This window comes from Methyloligella solikamskensis (assembly GCF_042676065.1).
Classification (GTDB): domain Bacteria; phylum Pseudomonadota; class Alphaproteobacteria; order Rhizobiales; family Methyloligellaceae; genus Methyloligella; species Methyloligella solikamskensis.
In genome coordinates this window covers 603,844-619,799 of sequence record NZ_JBHTJO010000001.1, presented here as the reverse complement: position 1 = coordinate 619,799, position 15,956 = coordinate 603,844, and the positions used below count along the sequence as shown (strand labels likewise).

At 62.7% G+C, this 15,956-nt stretch carries 17 protein-coding genes; 5 read left to right on the top strand and 12 right to left on the bottom strand.

Going from position 1 to position 15,956, the window contains the following annotated elements; translation table 11 throughout:
- Nucleotides 1-253 precede the first annotated feature (253 nt).
- From ACFQ2F_RS03095 to ACFQ2F_RS03085, 3 genes are read left to right on the top strand one after another with little or no spacing between them, the layout of a single operon-like run.
- Complete coding sequence (locus ACFQ2F_RS03095; protein WP_379085540.1) at nucleotides 254-2,176, top strand: PQQ-dependent dehydrogenase, methanol/ethanol family; 1,923 nt, start codon at nucleotides 254-256, stop codon at nucleotides 2,174-2,176.
- A complete protein-coding gene (locus ACFQ2F_RS03090; protein ID WP_379085537.1) occupies nucleotides 2,154-2,987 on the top strand; it encodes a quinoprotein dehydrogenase-associated putative ABC transporter substrate-binding protein in 834 nt (277 codons plus the stop codon). Before ACFQ2F_RS03095 ends, ACFQ2F_RS03090 begins: the two co-directional genes overlap by 23 nt.
- Before the next feature lies 1 nt (nucleotide 2,988).
- The gene (locus tag ACFQ2F_RS03085; protein WP_379085534.1) at nucleotides 2,989-3,672 is read left to right on the top strand and encodes a c-type cytochrome; all 684 of its coding nucleotides are present in this window, start codon (nucleotides 2,989-2,991) and stop codon (nucleotides 3,670-3,672) included.
- Between the two features lie 121 nt (nucleotides 3,673-3,793).
- Here ACFQ2F_RS03085 and ACFQ2F_RS03080 read toward each other — a convergent pair whose 3' ends face one another.
- The 12 genes from ACFQ2F_RS03080 to ccrA form a co-directional block, all read right to left on the bottom strand.
- Complete coding sequence (locus ACFQ2F_RS03080; RefSeq protein ID WP_379085531.1) at nucleotides 3,794-4,519, bottom strand: cytochrome c oxidase subunit II; 726 nt, start codon at nucleotides 4,517-4,519, stop codon at nucleotides 3,794-3,796.
- Between the two features lie 227 nt (nucleotides 4,520-4,746).
- Nucleotides 4,747-5,673: a 3-hydroxybutyryl-CoA dehydrogenase gene (locus ACFQ2F_RS03075; protein ID WP_379085528.1), complete on the bottom strand. Its 927-nt coding sequence runs from the start codon at nucleotides 5,671-5,673 to the stop codon at nucleotides 4,747-4,749.
- 41 nt (nucleotides 5,674-5,714) lie between these two features.
- Nucleotides 5,715-6,659, bottom strand: coding sequence for an electron transfer flavoprotein subunit alpha/FixB family protein (locus ACFQ2F_RS03070; RefSeq protein ID WP_379085525.1), 945 nt, complete (start codon nucleotides 6,657-6,659; stop codon nucleotides 5,715-5,717).
- A gap of 1 nt (nucleotide 6,660) precedes the next feature.
- On the bottom strand, nucleotides 6,661-7,410 hold the full coding sequence (locus tag ACFQ2F_RS03065; protein ID WP_379085521.1) for an electron transfer flavoprotein subunit beta/FixA family protein: 750 nt from the start codon (nucleotides 7,408-7,410) through the stop codon (nucleotides 6,661-6,663).
- A 141-nt stretch (nucleotides 7,411-7,551) separates the two neighbouring features.
- Nucleotides 7,552-8,271 carry a rhomboid family intramembrane serine protease gene (locus ACFQ2F_RS03060; RefSeq protein WP_379085518.1) on the bottom strand — a complete coding sequence of 240 codons (720 nt, stop codon included), beginning with the start codon at nucleotides 8,269-8,271 and terminating at the stop codon, nucleotides 7,552-7,554.
- 45 nt (nucleotides 8,272-8,316) lie between these two features.
- Complete coding sequence (locus ACFQ2F_RS03055; protein ID WP_379085515.1) at nucleotides 8,317-8,895, bottom strand: cob(I)yrinic acid a,c-diamide adenosyltransferase; 579 nt, start codon at nucleotides 8,893-8,895, stop codon at nucleotides 8,317-8,319.
- Nucleotides 8,896-8,947: 52 nt separating this feature from the next.
- The gene (locus tag ACFQ2F_RS03050; RefSeq protein WP_379085512.1) at nucleotides 8,948-9,139 is read right to left on the bottom strand and encodes a twin transmembrane helix small protein; all 192 of its coding nucleotides are present in this window, start codon (nucleotides 9,137-9,139) and stop codon (nucleotides 8,948-8,950) included.
- Between the two features lie 43 nt (nucleotides 9,140-9,182).
- Nucleotides 9,183-10,022, bottom strand: a complete 840-nt coding sequence (locus ACFQ2F_RS03045) for an SDR family oxidoreductase (RefSeq protein ID WP_379085509.1) — start codon at nucleotides 10,020-10,022, stop codon at nucleotides 9,183-9,185.
- Nucleotides 10,015-10,521, bottom strand: a complete 507-nt coding sequence (locus tag ACFQ2F_RS03040) for a TspO/MBR family protein (RefSeq protein ID WP_379085506.1) — start codon at nucleotides 10,519-10,521, stop codon at nucleotides 10,015-10,017. Before ACFQ2F_RS03040 ends, ACFQ2F_RS03045 begins: the two co-directional genes overlap by 8 nt.
- Nucleotides 10,522-10,531: 10 nt before the next feature.
- Nucleotides 10,532-12,196 carry an acyl-CoA dehydrogenase family protein gene (locus tag ACFQ2F_RS03035; RefSeq protein WP_379090584.1) on the bottom strand — a complete coding sequence of 555 codons (1,665 nt, stop codon included), beginning with the start codon at nucleotides 12,194-12,196 and terminating at the stop codon, nucleotides 10,532-10,534.
- Nucleotides 12,197-12,359: 163 nt separating this feature from the next.
- Complete coding sequence (locus ACFQ2F_RS03030) at nucleotides 12,360-13,199, bottom strand: GNAT family N-acetyltransferase (RefSeq protein ID WP_379085503.1); 840 nt, start codon at nucleotides 13,197-13,199, stop codon at nucleotides 12,360-12,362.
- 127 nt (nucleotides 13,200-13,326) lie between these two features.
- Nucleotides 13,327-14,625: a crotonyl-CoA carboxylase/reductase gene (ccrA, locus tag ACFQ2F_RS03025; RefSeq protein ID WP_379085500.1), complete on the bottom strand. Its 1,299-nt coding sequence runs from the start codon at nucleotides 14,623-14,625 to the stop codon at nucleotides 13,327-13,329.
- A gap of 398 nt (nucleotides 14,626-15,023) precedes the next feature.
- Here ccrA and ACFQ2F_RS03020 point away from each other — a divergent pair, with 398 nt between their 5' ends.
- Nucleotides 15,024-15,299 (top strand): hypothetical protein, encoded by a 276-nt coding sequence (locus ACFQ2F_RS03020; RefSeq protein ID WP_379085497.1) that lies wholly within the window; start codon nucleotides 15,024-15,026, stop codon nucleotides 15,297-15,299.
- A 64-nt stretch (nucleotides 15,300-15,363) separates the two neighbouring features.
- Nucleotides 15,364-15,747 carry a hypothetical protein gene (locus tag ACFQ2F_RS03015; RefSeq protein ID WP_379085494.1) on the top strand — a complete coding sequence of 128 codons (384 nt, stop codon included), beginning with the start codon at nucleotides 15,364-15,366 and terminating at the stop codon, nucleotides 15,745-15,747.
- Nucleotides 15,748-15,956 lie beyond the last annotated feature (209 nt).

The following is a 15,956-nucleotide window of genomic DNA, read 5'->3' as shown; positions in this document are numbered from 1 at the left end:
AGCAACTCTCACCTTCCAACACACGAGCAATAAGCGTGGCTTGGAATGCGGCAGCAGCCTCCTCGGTTCCGCGGCAATTTTGTGACCGCGGGGGAAGACTATCCAAGATCCGCGTTTGAACTTTGTCCGACTGCGACCGAATAGAGCAGCTTTAGGGTGGAACATCGGTGGGACGCGTCGGGTTGGCCTGTTTACAGAGAAGCCCATAAAGCGATTTCCAGCCATGCCACATATTCCTTTGCGTATCCCGAGCATGACCGCACTAAGCTGCGCGGCACTCCTCCTGCTCGGCCTTCCTGCTGCGTCTTACGGACAGGAGACCGACGCACCGCCGGAACAAGACTCTGCCCCGCAAACCAGTCCTGCCCCCGACAAAACCGAAACAGGCACAGACGACAAAGCCAGCCCGGCCGGCGAAGAGTCAGCAGCTAGCGACACCAGCGCCAAGCCGAAACTGCCGGAGTTCGCCGCCAAGTCGGCAGGCGACCCGGAATGGACCATGCCGGGCAAGAACACCGCGCTCACCCGTTTCAGCGAGCTCGACGAGATCAACGAGAAGAACGTGAAGGATCTGGAGCTGGCCTTCACCTTCTCCCTTGGCGTCAACCGGGGCCAGGAAGCCGCCCCCCTCGTTGTCGACGATACGCTCTACATCGTCACCGCTTATCCCAACCATCTTTACGCCCTCGACCTGACCAAGGAGGGCGCCCCGCTGAAATGGACCTATACGCCCAGCCAGCCCCTGGCCGCCCAGGGCGTGGCCTGCTGCGACGTGGTCAATCGCGGTGCGGTCTATACCGACGGCAAGATCATCTTCAACACATTGAACGTCACCACGGTCGCCGTGGATGCGAAGACCGGCGAGGAGGTCTGGCGCACCAAACTCGGCAAGATCGAGCGCGGCGAGACCATAACCTCGGCGCCGCTTCTGGCCGGCGACAAGGTCATGATCGGCAACTCCGGCGGCGAGCTCGGCGTGCGCGGCTGGGTAAAGGCTCTCGATGTCGAGACCGGCGAGGTCGTCTGGACCGCCAACAGCACGGGCCCCGACGAGGACGTGAAGATCGGCGAGAAGTTCAAGCCTTTCTACGACCAGTACAAGGGCGAGGATCTGGGCGTGAAGACCTGGCCGTCGGGCATGTGGAAGACCGGCGGCGGCAGCGCCTGGGGCTGGATGTCCTACGACCCGGACCTGAACATGATCTACACGGGCATCGGCAACCCGGGGCCGTGGAATTCGTCGATCCGCCCGGGCGACAACCTCTTCACCGCTGGCGTGTTCGCCCGCGACGCCGATACCGGTGAGGCCATCTGGTACTACCAGACCAGCCCCCACGACTGGAACGACTATGACGGCGTCAACGAGTACATGATCCTCGACATGGAGTGGAAGGGCGAGCCGCGGAAGGTCGTCGTCCATCCCGGCCGCACCGGCTATCTCTACATCCTGGATCGCACCAACGGCGAGCTGCTCTCCGCCAAGCCCTACGGCGCCATCACCACCTCCAAGGGCGTGGATCTAAAAACCGGTAAGATCCAATGGGCCGAGGACAAGATGCCGGCGGGCGACGGCAAGACTAAGAAGGATCTTTGCCCCGCCGCCCCAGGCACCAAGGACTGGCAGCCCAGCGCTTATTCGCCTGAGACCGGCCTGCTCTACATCCCCCATCAGAATCTCTGCATGGACCTGAAGGAGATGGATGTCGGCTACATCGCCGGAACGCCCTATCTCGGTGCCGAGGTCTACATGAAGGCCGGCCCCGGCGGTCATCGCGGCGAGTTCACCGCGTGGGATCTGACGAAGGAGAAGGCCGTCTGGACCCTCAACGAGCGCTTCCCCGTCTGGAGCGGCACCGTGGTGACGGCCGGCAACGTCGTTTTCTACGGCACGATGGATGGTTGGTTTAAGGCCCTGAACGCCACCACGGGCGAAGAGCTCTGGAAGTTCAAGACCTCCTCCGGGATCATCGGCCAGCCCACCACGTGGAAGGGCCCCGACGGCGCTCAATACATCTCCGTCGTTGACGGCGTCGGCGGCTGGTCCGGCGCCATCGTGGCGGGCAATCTCGATCCGCGCGATGGATCGGCGGCGCTTGGCTTCGTCAATGCCATGACCGACCTGCCCGACTACACCACAGCCGGAGGAACCCTCTATGCGTTCCGCCTTCCGGAATAGCGCGCTGGCAGCGTTTTCGGGTGTGGCCGTGGCCATGCTTGCGGCCGCACCCGCCACTGCGGCGACGACCCTTCGGGTCTGCGCCGATCCCAACAACCTGCCCTACTCAAAGAAGGACGGTTCGGGCTTCGAGAACAAGATCGCCGAGATCCTCGCCGACCAGATGAACGCGAAGCTCGAATATTACTGGATGCCCCAGCGGCGGGGTTTCCTGCGCGAGACCATCAAGGCCGGCCATTGCGATGTGGTGATGGGCGTGCCCTCAGCCATGCGAACCCTGGAGACCACGCGCCCCTACTACCGGTCGTCCTATGTCTTTCTGCAGCGCAAGGGCGACCCGACCATCAGCTCCTACGACGACCCGGCCCTGAAGAAGCTCAAGATCGGCGTTCAGCTCATTGGCGAAGATGGGCTCAACACGCCGCCGGTCCACGATCTCGGGCGCCGCGGCATCGTCGATAACATCGAGGGCTACATGGTCTATGGCGATCCGGAGAGCGACACCCCGCTCTCCCCGGTCGTCGATGCCGTGGCCGACGGTGATGTTGACGTCTCCATCGTCTGGGGGCCGATCGCCGGGTACTACGCGAAGGCCGAGCCCGTCCCGCTCAAGCTGACGCCGATCCTCATCGACCCCTCTCAGCCCGTCCTTCAGATGGCCTACGGGATTTCTATCGGCACGCGCCATGCCGACCTCGATCTGCATGGCGAAGTCTCGCAGGCGCTTCGAGAGCGCAGCGAGGAAATTGATGCGGTCCTTGCGGACTATGGCGTGCCGCGTATCGACAAACCACAAGCTTCGGGGAAGTGAAATGAAGCTCCACAAACCCTTGACCCCAGCTCTTCTCGCACTCGCTCTGTGCTTGCCTCTCAGCGCCTGCGGCGATGAGGGCGACAGCGCCGAGAAGGCCGAAAACACGAGCACCGAAACAGTGCAGGCGGAGAAGGACGCCGCCGAAACGCCGAGCCAGGACCCCTCCGAGGTGGCCGAGAAGGAGACGCCTCAGAGCGCGCCGCCGCCGCCCGATCCTGATGAGACTGCCGCCTCTGATCAGCCCGAGGCCCCGCCGAAAATTTCTTTGGTACCCATTGGCGCCGGCGGCCAGCCGCCCGTGGACCAGCAGAGTGAGGCCGCCAAGGAAGCGAAGGGCAACCCCGAAGCGATCGAGATTGGCCGCCAGCTCTACCATTCTTTCAACTGCGTCGGCTGCCACTTCAACGGCGGCGGCGGCATGGGCCCGCCCCTGATGGATGATGTGTGGATCTATGGCGGCTCCATGGAGAATATCGCCAGCTCCATCCGCGAAGGCCGTCCCAACGGCATGCCAGCCTTCCGCTCGATGGTGGCCGGCGACACGGTCTATAAACTGGCCGCCTATGTGCAGTCCCTCAGCGAGAACGCAGAATCTTCAGGCGACGAGGACGTTGATAACTCCGGCAAGAATTCAGGCGGCACCGAAGACCGTCAGGCCAAGGATCCCGGCGGAGCGCAGTAGCCGCCTCGGGCACTGGCTCCGAAGCCAGGAGCCGACACAAAAGCGCCGGCGCCCCGGAAGGGCGCCGGCCTTCTTTTTACCTAGCCGGTGTCTGAGCCTGAGAAGCCCCGGAGCCCAACCCTCAGTCCAGGGTCTCCATATAGGCCACCAGCTTATCGATCTTCTGCTCGTCGAGGCCCAGATCGGGCATCCGGCAGCCGGGCTTGATCTGCTGGGGATTGTCGATCCATCTGGCCAGCCCCTCGCTGTCGTTGGTCAGCATGCCGGACCCGAGAGTACTGCGGGTCATGAGATGGCTGAGATTGGGCCCGTAGACGCCGCCTGCAGCCGTATCGCGCACCGCATGACAGCCGCTGCAGGTGGCCGCGAAGATCTTCATGCCTTCGGCGGCCTCGGTCCCCTCCTCGGGCGGCTCCGGCACCTTGAGCTGGTCGTCGTACCAAGCCTCGAAATCTTCAGGCTCGTCGACGACGACCGAAAGCTTCATGTTCTGGTGCTGGGCACCGCAGAACACGCCGCATTGCCCCTGATAGACGCCGGGCTCGTCGACCTTGATGGTGGTCTCCGTCACCTGTCCCGGAACTGCGTCCACGCTCTCGGTGACCCTGGGGACCCAGAAGCCGTGCATCACGTCGGCGCTGCGGATCTGAAAGCGGACCTCCTTGCCGGCGGGGATATGAAACTCGCTCGCCGTGGTGAAGGTGCGGTCGGATTCGCTGTTGCTCAGATAGCGGCCGCTCCACCACCACTGATGGCCGGTGATCTCGACCGTGAAGGGCGTCTCGGCCTTCGAGCCTGCGTCGTCGGCCAGCGCATACGCCCCGGCGAACAGCGATACGGAGGTCAACCCGATGACGGCCCCTCCAAGAAATTTTGCAGAAAGCTTCCCGTTGAGCATCGGCAAAATGCCCCCTCTCTCCCGTTGCGGCGGCTCTCCATTCAACGCCGGTTCGGGGGAAAGGTGTCGGCAGGTGCGGCGAAATGTCTTGCGGCGTGCAAGCCCATCTCGTCCGCAGACCCATCTTGTTCAGATGCCGGGAATGTCAGCTTGTAGCGGGAGCGAGAGCGGCAGCTTTAGCGAGTCGGCATCGGCGTGTCGCCGCGATAATCGTAGAAGCCGCGATTGGACTTCCGGCCCAGCCAGCCTGCCTCCACGTACTTCACCAGCAGCGGACAGGGGCGGTATTTGGAATCCGCCAGCCCCTCGTAGAGCACCTGCATTATGGACAGGCAGGTATCGAGGCCGATGAAGTCGGCGAGCTGCAGAGGGCCCATGGGATGGTGTGCACCCAGCCGCATGGCCGTGTCGATGGCATCCACGGAGCCCACGCCCTCATAGAGCGTGTAGACCGCCTCATTGATCATGGGCAGCAGGATGCGGTTCACCATGAAAGCCGGGAAGTCTTCGGAGACCGCGATGGTCTTGCCGAGACCGGTGATGAATTCCTTGGCCCGGCCGAAGGTCACGTCCTCCGTCGCGATGCCGCGGATCACCTCGACCAGCTCCATCACCGGTACCGGGTTCATGAAATGCAGCCCGATGAAACGCTCCGGCCGGTCCGTGGCCGCGGCGAGCCGCGTGATGGAGATCGACGACGTATTGGTCGATACGATCGCCTCCGGCTTGAGGTACGGGCAAAGCGCCACGAAGATCTTGCGCTTCACCGTCTCCTCTTCCGTGGCCGCCTCAATGACGAGATCGGCATCGGAAAAATCGGAATAGGACTCGGCGAACGTGATACGTCCCTTCGCCTTCTCCTTTTCCTCCTCGGTGATCTTGCCGGAGCCGACCTGACGCTCGAGGTTCTTCTCGATCGTCTCCATGGCCGCGTCGTATTTCTCTTTCGACAGATCGTTAAGCGCGACGTCGAACCCGCCCAATGCAACGGCATGGGCGATGCCGTTCCCCATCTGGCCGGCACCGATGACACCGACCCGCTTGATCGGCTTGTCGGCTTGCGTACGTTCTTTCGTCTCGGCCGCAGGAGTCTCGTCACCCATCGTTGTGGTCTCTGTCGACATCGCGCTTATCGCTTCTCTTTTTAATATCCGGCCTTCTCAAGCTCGCTTTCGAGCTCGGGCAGCGCATTGAACAGATCGGCGACCAAACCGTAATCGGCCACCTGGAAGATCGGGGCTTCGCCATCCTTGTTGATCGCCACGATCACCTTGGAGTCCTTCATGCCCGCCAGATGCTGAATCGCGCCGGAGATGCCGACGGCGATATAGAGCTCCGGCGCAACGACCTTGCCGGTCTGGCCGACCTGATGGTCGTTCGGCATGAAGCCGGAATCGACGGCCGCCCGGCTGGCGCCGACCGCGGCGTTCAGCCGATCGGCCACGGGGGCGATCAGCTTCTCGAAGTTTTCGCCCGATTCCATGCCGCGGCCGCCGGAGATCACCACCCGCGCGGAGGTCAGCTCGGGGCGGTCGCTCTCAGCCAGATCGGCGCTCACGAACTCGGTCAGACCGACGGACTCCGGCGCGGAGATCTCCTCGACCTCGGCCGAACCGCCCTCTTCCTTGGCGCTGAAGGCCGTGGTCCGGACCGTGGCGACGATCTTGTCGTCCGTGGTCTGCACCGTGGCCAGCGCATTGCCCGCATAGATCGGCCGCACGAAGGTGTCCTTGGACTGCACCTCGATGATGTCGGAGATCTGCATGATGTCGAGCTGTGCCGCGACCCGGGGCATGATGTTCTTGCCCATGGTCGTCGCAGGCGCGAGCACCACATCGTAATCGTCGGCGATGGACAGGATCAGCGCAGCCATCTCCTCGGCGAGGTGATGCTCCAGGTGATCGGCATCGGCCAGCAGCACCTTGCGCACGCCTTCGAGCTTCGCAGCGGCTTCGGCCACGCCCTTGGCGCCCTTGCCACCGACCAGGATGTCCACGTCGCCCTCGAAGTCAACCGCCGCGGAGAGCGCCTTCGCGGTCGCGGGCGCCAGCTCTTCGTTATCGTGTTCTGCAATCAGCAAAGTCGCCATCTTAGAGCACCCCCGCTTCGTTCTTCAGCTTGTCCACCAGCTCCGCAACGTCCTCGACCGTCACGCCCGCCTCACGCTTGGGCGGCTCTGCGACGGAGAGCGTCTTGATATGCGGAGAGACATCCACGCCGAGATCGTCGGGCGTCTTCTCGTCGATGGGTTTCTTTTTCGCCTTCATAATGTTGGGCAGCGACGCGTAGCGCGGCTCGTTGAGGCGAAGGTCCGTGGTGATCACCGCCGGCATCTTCAGCGACAGGGTCTCCAGGCCGCCGTCGATCTCGCGGGTCACCTTCACACTGCCGTCGCCGAACTCCACCTTGGAGGCGAAGGTGCCCTGAGCCCAGCCGAGCAGGCTGGCGAGCATCTGGCCGGTCTGATTGCAATCGTCGTCGATCGCCTGCTTGCCCATGATCACCAGATCGGGGCTTTCGTCCTCGACGACCTTCTTGAGGATCTTGGCAACCGCGAGCGGCTCCGTCGTCTCTTCGGTTTTCACCAGGATTGCACGATCGGCGCCCATGGCGAGCGCGGTACGCAGCGTATCCTGAGCTTTGGCGGGACCGATTGAAATGGCGATCACCTCTTCGGCGTCGCCGCGCTCCTTGATCTTCAGCGCTTCTTCGACGGCAATCTCGTCGAACGGGTTCATCGCCATTTTCACATTGGCGAGATCGACCCCGCTACCATCGGATTTCACTCGGATTTTGACGTTGTAGTCGACGACCCGCTTTACGGGCACAAGGATCTTCATACGCTTCGAATTCCTCTTCCGGTCTCAAATAAAACGCGCGCAAGTCCGGAGTTTTTCGCAGTTGCGAAATGGCCCCGGAACGTACTGCCGAGCCTTATCGTAGTCAATGCTACCCAAGGTCTGTGAAGTGCTCCCAGACGCTCATGCCCCACCCCGTGTACGGTCGAAGAGCGGCACCCCTGGCCGCCGCATAAATAGAATGAGAAGGGCCCCCGTGGCCAGCCCCCCGGCATGGGCCCACCAGGCGACGTCCCCATCCTTGTCGATGAAGATGTTGAGCACCTGGAGCCCGATCCAAAATCCCAAGGCCCAGGCCGCGTTGATCTTGATCGGGATGCGCCAGAGCGCCAACACCCAGACCTTCACCTTGGGATGGAGCATCAGATAGGCGGCGATGATGCCCGCCACCGCGCCGCTCGCCCCGATCAGCGGCACGTCCGAATGCGGGTTCATGACCGAGTGCACGAGCCCGGCCGAAATACCGCAGATCAGGTAGAACATGATGAAACGTAGATGCCCCATCGAGTCTTCGACATTGTCGCCGAACACCCACAAGAACAGCATGTTGCCCAGAAGATGCAGCCAGCCGGCATGCATGAACATGTAGGTGACCAGCGTCAGCCGTTCGGGGATGGCGATGACGCCCGGCGGCCCCAGCGAGGCGTCCCCGATCCAGGGGCTCGTGGAGAACAGCTCCGCCGGCACCACGGCAAACGCGATACCCGTATACGCGTTCGCCGGCAAGACCAGCCCGCTCTGATAGACGAGATAGATCCCGACATTCAGCACAATGATGGTGAAGGTGACGTATTGGTGCCGGATCGACTTCAGCGGATTGGTATCGTGGAGAGGAACAAACACCGTCTGAAACTCAGGCCTTTTAAGCCTCTCCCCCGCACTACGCTGCTAGCGATTTTGACCCTGCACCCATAAGACGTCGTCGGCACCCTTATTGTTCGCATAGCGCGCCGCGACAAAAAAGAAGTCAGATAACCGATTCATATAGCGGATCACCTCTTCGCTCACCGCTTCGTCCGGTTTCGAGGCTAGCTCGACCATCAGACGCTCCGCCCGGCGGCACACCGTGCGCGCCAGGTGCAGGAAGCTCGCCGCAGGCGACCCGCCCGGCAGCACGAAGGACCGCAGGGGCTCCAACTCGCCGTTCATCTTGTCGATCTCAGCCTCAAGCCGGGCCACCTGATCGGCGGAAATGCGCAGATTTCCGCGCTCGTCCTTGGTTTCCGCCGGGAAGCAAAGGTCGGCCCCGACATCCAGAAGATCGTTCTGAATCCGGGCCAGCATCCCATCGAGATCCGGGTTCGCCTCGCACGTATGCATGCGGGCAAGCCCGACCACGGCGTTGGTCTCGTCCGACGTGCCGTAAGCCTCCACCCGCAGATCGTATTTTTTCACACGATCGCCGGTGCCGAGCGCCGTCGTCCCGTCGTCGCCGCCGCGCGTGTAGATCTTGTTGAGAACGACCATTCTTACCTCTTCGACCCCTTTATACCTTCGACACTCTCGATGGACGAAGCCGCTATTTGCTCATGAAATAGATCGCCGTCATGATGATGACGATGGCGACGGCCTGAAACACGATGCGCAGGCGCATCAGGTTCTGGCTGCGGCTCGGGCTCCCGCCGCGCATCATGTTCCATAGCCCCAGAATGAGCACGATGGCGACGGCCACCAGGGCGAACGGAACGAGGATCGAGAAAAGGGATTCCATTGGAGCACTCCGAAATTGGGCCGGGTTGCCGGCAATCTAGAGACTAATTGCGCGCCGCGATGGCGTCGAGAGCGCGGGTCGGCAACACGCGCCTGAAAAGATCGGCCAGATAGGTTGGGATCGTCACGAAATAGCGCGGCTTGGGCCGCCGGCTCTCCACCGCCTTGATCAGCTTCGCCGCCACTGCTTCCGGTCCGAGCTTGAAGGTCGAGGTGCCGCCCTGTTCCATGGCGGCGATCCGCGCCCGGTAGGTCTCCGCATGAGGCGAGCTCTCAAGATCGATATTCGCCCGATAGGCTTTGAGGGCGTGCTCCACGAAGCGGCTTTGGATGGGCCCCGGCTCGATCAGCACCACATGGATACCCGTATCGGCAAGCTCCAGCCGCAGGGTATCGGCGAGCGCCTCCAGGGCGAATTTGGAGGCGCAATAGGCCCCCCTATAGGGCGCCGCCACCATGCCGAGCACCGATGAGCACTGGACGATGCGCCCGTGGCCTTGGCGGCGCATGGCCGGGATGAAGCGGTTGGTCAGATCATGCCAGCCGAACACGTTCGCCTCGAACTGGGCCTTCAGCACATCGACCGGGAGATCCTCCACCGCGCCTGGCTGGCCGTAGGCGCCGTTGTTGAACAGCGCATCCAGCGTCCCGCCCGTGGCCTCGAGCACCGCATCGGCGCAAGCCGCGATGGAGTCCGGCTCGGTGTAGTCCAGATAGACGCTCTCGACGTTCTCTTGAGCTTTCAGCCGCTCAAGATCGGCATCGTTCCGCGCCGTTGCGAAAACCCGCCACCCCCGGTCACGCAGGGCACGGACGCAGGCGAGGCCGATGCCGGAGGAGCATCCGGTGATCAGGATGCTGCGGCGGGCCGCCTGATTAGCCATTGAGCTGCCAGAGCGAGAAGGTCAGTGCCGTGGCGAACATCACCCACAGGAGGTAGGGCACCAGCAGCAGCGCAGCCCCCTGGCTCAAGCGCCAGAACGCGACGATGGTGCCGCAGATCGCGATCAGCAGAAGGACGGCGTCGAGGGTGCCGAGCAGCGGGCTGTGCATGTAGAAGAAAGCGACCGACCACAGCACGTTGAGGACAAGCTGAGCGCCGAACCAGCGATATGCCGTCTGCTTCTCTTCCGACGGCACGTCGACTCGCCAGATCCAGAACAGAGCGCCCGCCATCATCCCGTAGAGCACGGTCCAGACCGGACCGAAGATCCAGTCCGGGGGGTTGAAGCTCGGCTTTTGCAGACCTTCGTACCAATCCAGATTGGGCTCGGTGAACATGCCGCCCAGCGCCGCCGCCAGGAAGCAGATGGCGAGCGCAATCAGGATCTCCATCAGGATCTTCAGATAGTCCGGCTGAATTCGCTTGGTGGGTTGGGCCATAATCGCCGCCCTACGCCTCCAGCAGCCGCCGGGCGATCACGTGCGCCTGGATTTCCGCAGCCCCTTCGAAGATCGACAGGATACGCGCATCGCAAAGCACGCGGCTGATCGCATATTCTAGCGCGAAGCCGTTACCGCCGTGGATCTGCAGCGCGTTGTCGGCGGCCGCCCAAGCGACACGCGCCGCCAGCAGCTTGGCCATGCCGGCTTCCAGATCGCAGCGCTTGTCCGCATCCTTCTGGCGGGCGGAGTAGTAAGTCAGCTGCCGCGCCATGAGGATCTCGGCCGCCATCATCACCAGCTTGTCGGCGACACGCGGGAACTTGATGATCGGCTTGCCGAACTGGACGCGCTCCGCGCCGTAGCGAATGCCGAGATCGAGCGCCGACTGGGCCACGCCGATGGCGCGGGCCGCGGTCTGGATCCGGGCCGCCTCGAAGGTCTGCATGAGCTGCTTGAAGCCCTGCCCCTCCTCGGTGCCGAGCAGGTTTTGGGCCGGCACTTTGAAATCGTCGAAGGAGATGTCGAACTCCTTCATGCCGCGATAACCGAGCACCTCGATCTCGCCGCCGGACATGCCGTCGGCCGGGAAGGGCTTGTCGTCATCGCCGCGCGGCTTCTCCGCGATCAGCATGGAAAGGCCGCGATAGCCCTTCTGCTCCGGATCGGTGCGCGCCAGGATGGTCATCAGATCGGCGCGGGCCGCGTGGGTGATCCAGGTCTTCTGACCGGTCACCAGATAATTTTCGCCGTCCTTCTTCGCCCGGGTGGTGAGCGAGGCGAGGTCGGAGCCCGTATTCGGCTCGGTGAACACGGCCGTCGGCAGGATCTCGCCGGTGGCGATCTTCGGCAGCCATTCCTGCTTCTGCTCTTCCGTGCCGCCATTGAGGATCAGCTCGGCGGCGATCTCCGAGCGCGTGCCGAGCGAGCCGACGCCGATATAGCCACGGGACAGCTCTTCGGAGACGACGCACATCACCTCCTTGCCGAGGCCCAGCCCGCCATACTCCTCCGGGAGCGTCAGGCCGAACACGCCCATCTCGGCCATGGCCGAGATCAGCTCCATGGGGATGTAATCGTCCTTCAGATGCCACTCATGGGCATGGGGCACGACCTCGGCCTGGGAGAAGCGATACATCTCCTCGCGCATGGCTTCCGAGGTCTCGTCGAGGCCGGTATCGCCGAAAGTCACATTGCCCTGGCCGTCGTCGAGCATCTGGGCAATCCGCGCCCGCACGGCCGGATTGTTTCCGGCCATCACGGCCTTCACGTCGTCGGTCAGGAATTCGTGGCGGTCGTCGTCGTCGAGGCCCAGCTCTTCCAGCCGGATCATCTCGTTCTGGCTCATCACCACGCCGCCGGCGAGCTGGGCCAGATATTCCGCGACGCCGACCTGGGTCAGCAGGGCTTCCATCTCGCCAAAGCGGCCTTCGCCGTCCAGGCGCTCGGCATACTTGGCAGCCTCGCGGATGGCTTCCGCATAGGTCGTTACCCAGGCGAGCCCGTGGGCGGCATGCTCTTCGGCCACCAGCGCGGCGCCATCCACCTTGCCGTTCGGCGCAAGGCTCGCAGCCAGAGATTTCGTGGCTTTCTCGCACAGCGCGACGGCGGCCTCGGAGGCGCCTTTCAGCTTGGCGATAAGATCGGGCAGTTGCTCAGCTTCAGCGGTTTCCATGGTCTCGGCGGTGCTCACCAATTCTCCTCCCAACAGCGCAATACGTGCGGCCGGGAGAGACATACCCTCTGGCGCGGCCGAAGTGAACCAAGTCCCATACGCTGGAACGGGACAAATCGTCAAATGAGGCGGTATTTCCGGCATATCCGCCAGACAAGCGGTATTAGCCGGCCTCAAGGCTCGTGAGCCCGAAGATACGGTCCAATGGCAGACCCGGATCACCCTTCAAATACATCCGGGCGCACTCGAAGACCTGCACCATGCCTCGCCTGGCGGCCATTTTCATGCCTGCTTCGTTGGCGTCCGGAATGTCGAGCAGGACCGGCTCGCCCTTCGCCACGTTAGAGAGGCCGTCATAAAGCGCCTCGGCGATTTCCGGCGTATCGGCGAACAGCGGGCCGATCTTGTAGCCCTGCTGGCATTGGCGGATCACGCCATAGCCCTTCATCGTCTCGCCCACCATGAAGGCCACCCCCACCGCATTGGACTGGGTGATCCAGCATTTCAGGAACGTATCCCGGGGTGCGGGGAAATGCTTTCGATCATAGGCCGCCAGGGTCTCGAACGGCACGTCAGCGACCGGGGTCAGCTCCGGCGCGATGGGCGCCTCCACGTCATTCTGGAGCGAGAAGCGGATATCCCGGTGAGCGAAGCGGTAGCCGAGCCGCTTGTACTTCTCCTGCATGTCGACGACCCCATCGATACCGATATTGCGCGTCCCCGCATGGCCGACCATCGCCTCGACGAGCTGCATCCCGTAGCCATGAGCGCGATACTCGGGATCGACGATATAAAGCCCGGCGAAGGCGTAATTCTCGTCGTAGTTCAGCACCGCCGCCCGGGCGATGACTTTCCCGTCCAGCACGCCCATGAAGAATCCGTCCGGATCGATCGAGTAGAAGCACTCCGCATCGTGGAGGCCGGGATTCCAGCCCTCCCGCGCCGCCCATTCGAGGGTCGTCTCCACCTCGTGAAACGGCATGGTCCGGATCTCATAGCCCATTGCTTCTCTCCCGTCGGTTGCATGAGAATAACTACCGCAAGGGCGTTGAGGGAACCTCACCAAAAGAAAACGCCGGCACCCGAAGGCCCGGCGTTCTCAAAATTCGTCTTGTAGGAAGGAGAGGCTTCTAGCTCTCCATCTCCTTGGAGGCTTCGAGCACGTCCTCGAAGGACCGCAGGCCCGTGGTCGGCGCATTGACCAGCACCGCCATGTTGCCGGGCTGATGCTCGTTGTTCCACATGCGCATATGGGCCTTCGGGATCTGATCCCACGGGAACACCTCCGACATGCAGGGATCGATGCGGCGCTCGATCATAAGCCGGTTGGCCTGGCTGGCCTGCAGAAGATGCGCGAAGTGGGAGCCCTGGATGCGCTTCTGATGCATCCAGACATAGCGGGCATCCATGGTCAGGTTGTAGCCCGTCGTGCCGGCACAGAAGACCACCATGCCGCCGCGCTTCACCACGAAGCAGGAGACCGGGAAGGTCGCCTCACCCGGATGCTCGAACACGCAATCGACGTTCACGCCCTTGCCCGTGATCTCCCAGATCGCCTTGCCGAACTTGCGGACTTCCTTGTTCCACTCGTCGTATTCCGGCGTGCCGACCTTGGGCATCTGGCCCCAGCAATTGAAGTCCTTGCGGTTGATCACGCCCTTGGCGCCGAGCGACATCACGAAGTCGCGCTTGTCGTCGTCGGACACGATGCCGATGGCGTTGGCGCCCGCGGTCGCGCAAAGCTGGATCGCCATGGAGCCCAGACCGCCCGAAGCGCCCCAGACCAGCACGTTGTGGCCCGGCTTCAGCGTATGCGGCCGATGGCCGAACAGCATCCGGTAGGAGGTGGCGAGCGTCAGCGTGTAGCAGGCGGCCTCTTCCCAGGTCAGGTGCTTCGGCCGAGGCAGAAGCTGACGGTCCTGAACGCGGCAGAACTGGGCGAAGGAGCCGTCCGGCGTCTCATAGCCCCAGATCCGCTGAGACGGCGAGAACATCGGGTCGCCGCCGTTGCATTCCTCGTCATCGCCGTCGTCCTGGTTACAGTGGATGACGACCTCGTCGCCCACTTTCCAGCGCTTCACCTTGGAGCCGACGGCCCAGACGATGCCCGAGGCATCCGAGCCCGCGACGTGGAAATCGTTCTTGTGGACGTCGAACATGGAGATCGGCTTGCCGAGCGAGGCCCACACGCCGTTGTAGTTCACGCCGGCGGCCATCACGAGGACGAGCACATCATGGGAATCGAGTTCCCATGTCGGAAGCACCTCGAGCTGCATCGCTTCGTTGGGCGGTCCCTGCCGGTCGCGGCGGATGGCCCAGGCGTACATATTCTTCGGCACATGTCCGAGCGGAGGGATTTCGCCGATCTCGTAGAGATCTTTGACTTCCGCTTCCTCCCCGGAAACTGAGGCTAGCGACATCTCACTCATCCATTCCTCCCCCGGCTAAAGACATAAACGCTTTATTGCGGTGCGGCAATTTCCGTCGCCATCCGCTGTGAAAAGCTTTCCAGCGAAGGACGGGATATGCGCAGAAACCCGCGGAAAAATCCTCAGACGGATCGCCCGGAAAACCTTGTCGCCCGCGGAGGAGAGGCGAAGGTTTCCTGACGCCGGGGTGGAGGGTTAGCAAAAACTCTGGCCGATGCCCAGAGCTTTGCAATGCCCCCTCTTTCTGCACCGCAAATAAACCCTCCTCACAACTTGGTGTTCCGGCACGAGGAACCGGCCCGATAAGGGGGGCGTTCAAATCCCATCTGCATCCCCCGATGCACCCCCGACCCCTCCCCCAGGGGAAGACCCAGAACGCAGACGGAAGGAACGCCACAATGAACGGTAAGATCGCCATACTGGCCACCACCAGCATTCTCACCTTCGGCATCGCCATTCCCGCCTACGCCCAGAACGACAATCTGCCGGCCGGCAGCTATCGCGTGGCCGAGGACGCAACGGCGCCGAAGACCATGGATAGCGACCCGAGCATGTCCAGCGACGAAAACATGGAAGACGAGGCTATCCAGGAAGATCTGGAGACCGGTGACGATGACGGCGCCATGGGCGAAGCGGAGATGCCCGGCAAGACCATGGAGAGCGATCCGAAATAGCACGTCGCTCCGCGCCCCCGCACGCCAATCAGAAAAAACTTAAAACGAATAAAGGAGACGCTCGATGAAGACCGAGAACACCAAATGGCTCATGACCACTGCCTTGGCCGCGGCGGCTTTTGCATTTGCAAGCCCCGCCAGCGCCGACACCGTTACGGCAACCGGAACGATCGTGGTCGCTGAAAGCGATTCCATGGCTGAAGAAGCTGCCGGCGACGGCGAGATGAAGCCTGATGCCGCCGCGCCGGACACTGCCACAGACGACAGCCCGGCTCACACGACGAGCAACCCGGAAGGCCGCATGGATGATGGCGAGATGGAAGAGGGCACCGTCGCCCCTGACACGTCTGCCGATGACGGCATGATGCAGAAGAGCGATCCGGATGCTGTCGAGGAAGAAGACAGCTCGATGGATAATGAGGAGGTTGGCGACCCCTCCACGGACTAGCCTCGAAGCCAGAGGCTGACGAGACGCTAAAAAGGCGGTGCAAGATCCTTGCGCCGCCTTTTTCGTGCTCTCAGCCGCGTTTCATGCCCTGGCTCACGGGAGCGCGGAGTTCGGTCGCGCCTGATTTATTTGCTATAATGGCGCGCCGATGACAGAAAAGACGGCCTAGCCCCGCGCATTCCGCCGCCGGGGCCGGATCAATCGAATGT

Bases quoted from the DNA above. Each gene is read 5' to 3' on its own strand.
- ACFQ2F_RS03095 (WP_379085540.1), top strand. From the start codon at position 254: ATGACCGCACTAAGCTGCGCGGCACTCCTCCTGCTCGGCCTTCCTGCT.
- ACFQ2F_RS03090 (WP_379085537.1), top strand. From the start codon at position 2,154: ATGCGTTCCGCCTTCCGGAATAGCGCGCTGGCAGCGTTTTCGGGTGTG.
- ACFQ2F_RS03085 (WP_379085534.1), top strand. From the start codon at position 2,989: ATGAAGCTCCACAAACCCTTGACCCCAGCTCTTCTCGCACTCGCTCTG.
- ACFQ2F_RS03075 (WP_379085528.1), bottom strand. From the start codon at position 5,673: ATGGGTGACGAGACTCCTGCGGCCGAGACGAAAGAACGTACGCAAGCC.
- ACFQ2F_RS03070 (WP_379085525.1), bottom strand. From the start codon at position 6,659: ATGGCGACTTTGCTGATTGCAGAACACGATAACGAAGAGCTGGCGCCC.
- ACFQ2F_RS03065 (WP_379085521.1), bottom strand. From the start codon at position 7,410: ATGAAGATCCTTGTGCCCGTAAAGCGGGTCGTCGACTACAACGTCAAA.
- ACFQ2F_RS03055 (WP_379085515.1), bottom strand. From the start codon at position 8,895: ATGGTCGTTCTCAACAAGATCTACACGCGCGGCGGCGACGACGGGACG.
- ACFQ2F_RS03050 (WP_379085512.1), bottom strand. From the start codon at position 9,139: ATGGAATCCCTTTTCTCGATCCTCGTTCCGTTCGCCCTGGTGGCCGTC.
- ACFQ2F_RS03045 (WP_379085509.1), bottom strand. From the start codon at position 10,022: ATGGCTAATCAGGCGGCCCGCCGCAGCATCCTGATCACCGGATGCTCC.
- ACFQ2F_RS03040 (WP_379085506.1), bottom strand. From the start codon at position 10,521: ATGGCCCAACCCACCAAGCGAATTCAGCCGGACTATCTGAAGATCCTG.
- ACFQ2F_RS03035 (WP_379090584.1), bottom strand. From the start codon at position 12,196: ATGGAAACCGCTGAAGCTGAGCAACTGCCCGATCTTATCGCCAAGCTG.
- ACFQ2F_RS03030 (WP_379085503.1), bottom strand. From the start codon at position 13,199: ATGGGCTATGAGATCCGGACCATGCCGTTTCACGAGGTGGAGACGACC.
- ccrA (WP_379085500.1), bottom strand. From the start codon at position 14,625: ATGAGTGAGATGTCGCTAGCCTCAGTTTCCGGGGAGGAAGCGGAAGTC.
- ACFQ2F_RS03020 (WP_379085497.1), top strand. From the start codon at position 15,024: ATGAACGGTAAGATCGCCATACTGGCCACCACCAGCATTCTCACCTTC.
- ACFQ2F_RS03015 (WP_379085494.1), top strand. From the start codon at position 15,364: ATGAAGACCGAGAACACCAAATGGCTCATGACCACTGCCTTGGCCGCG.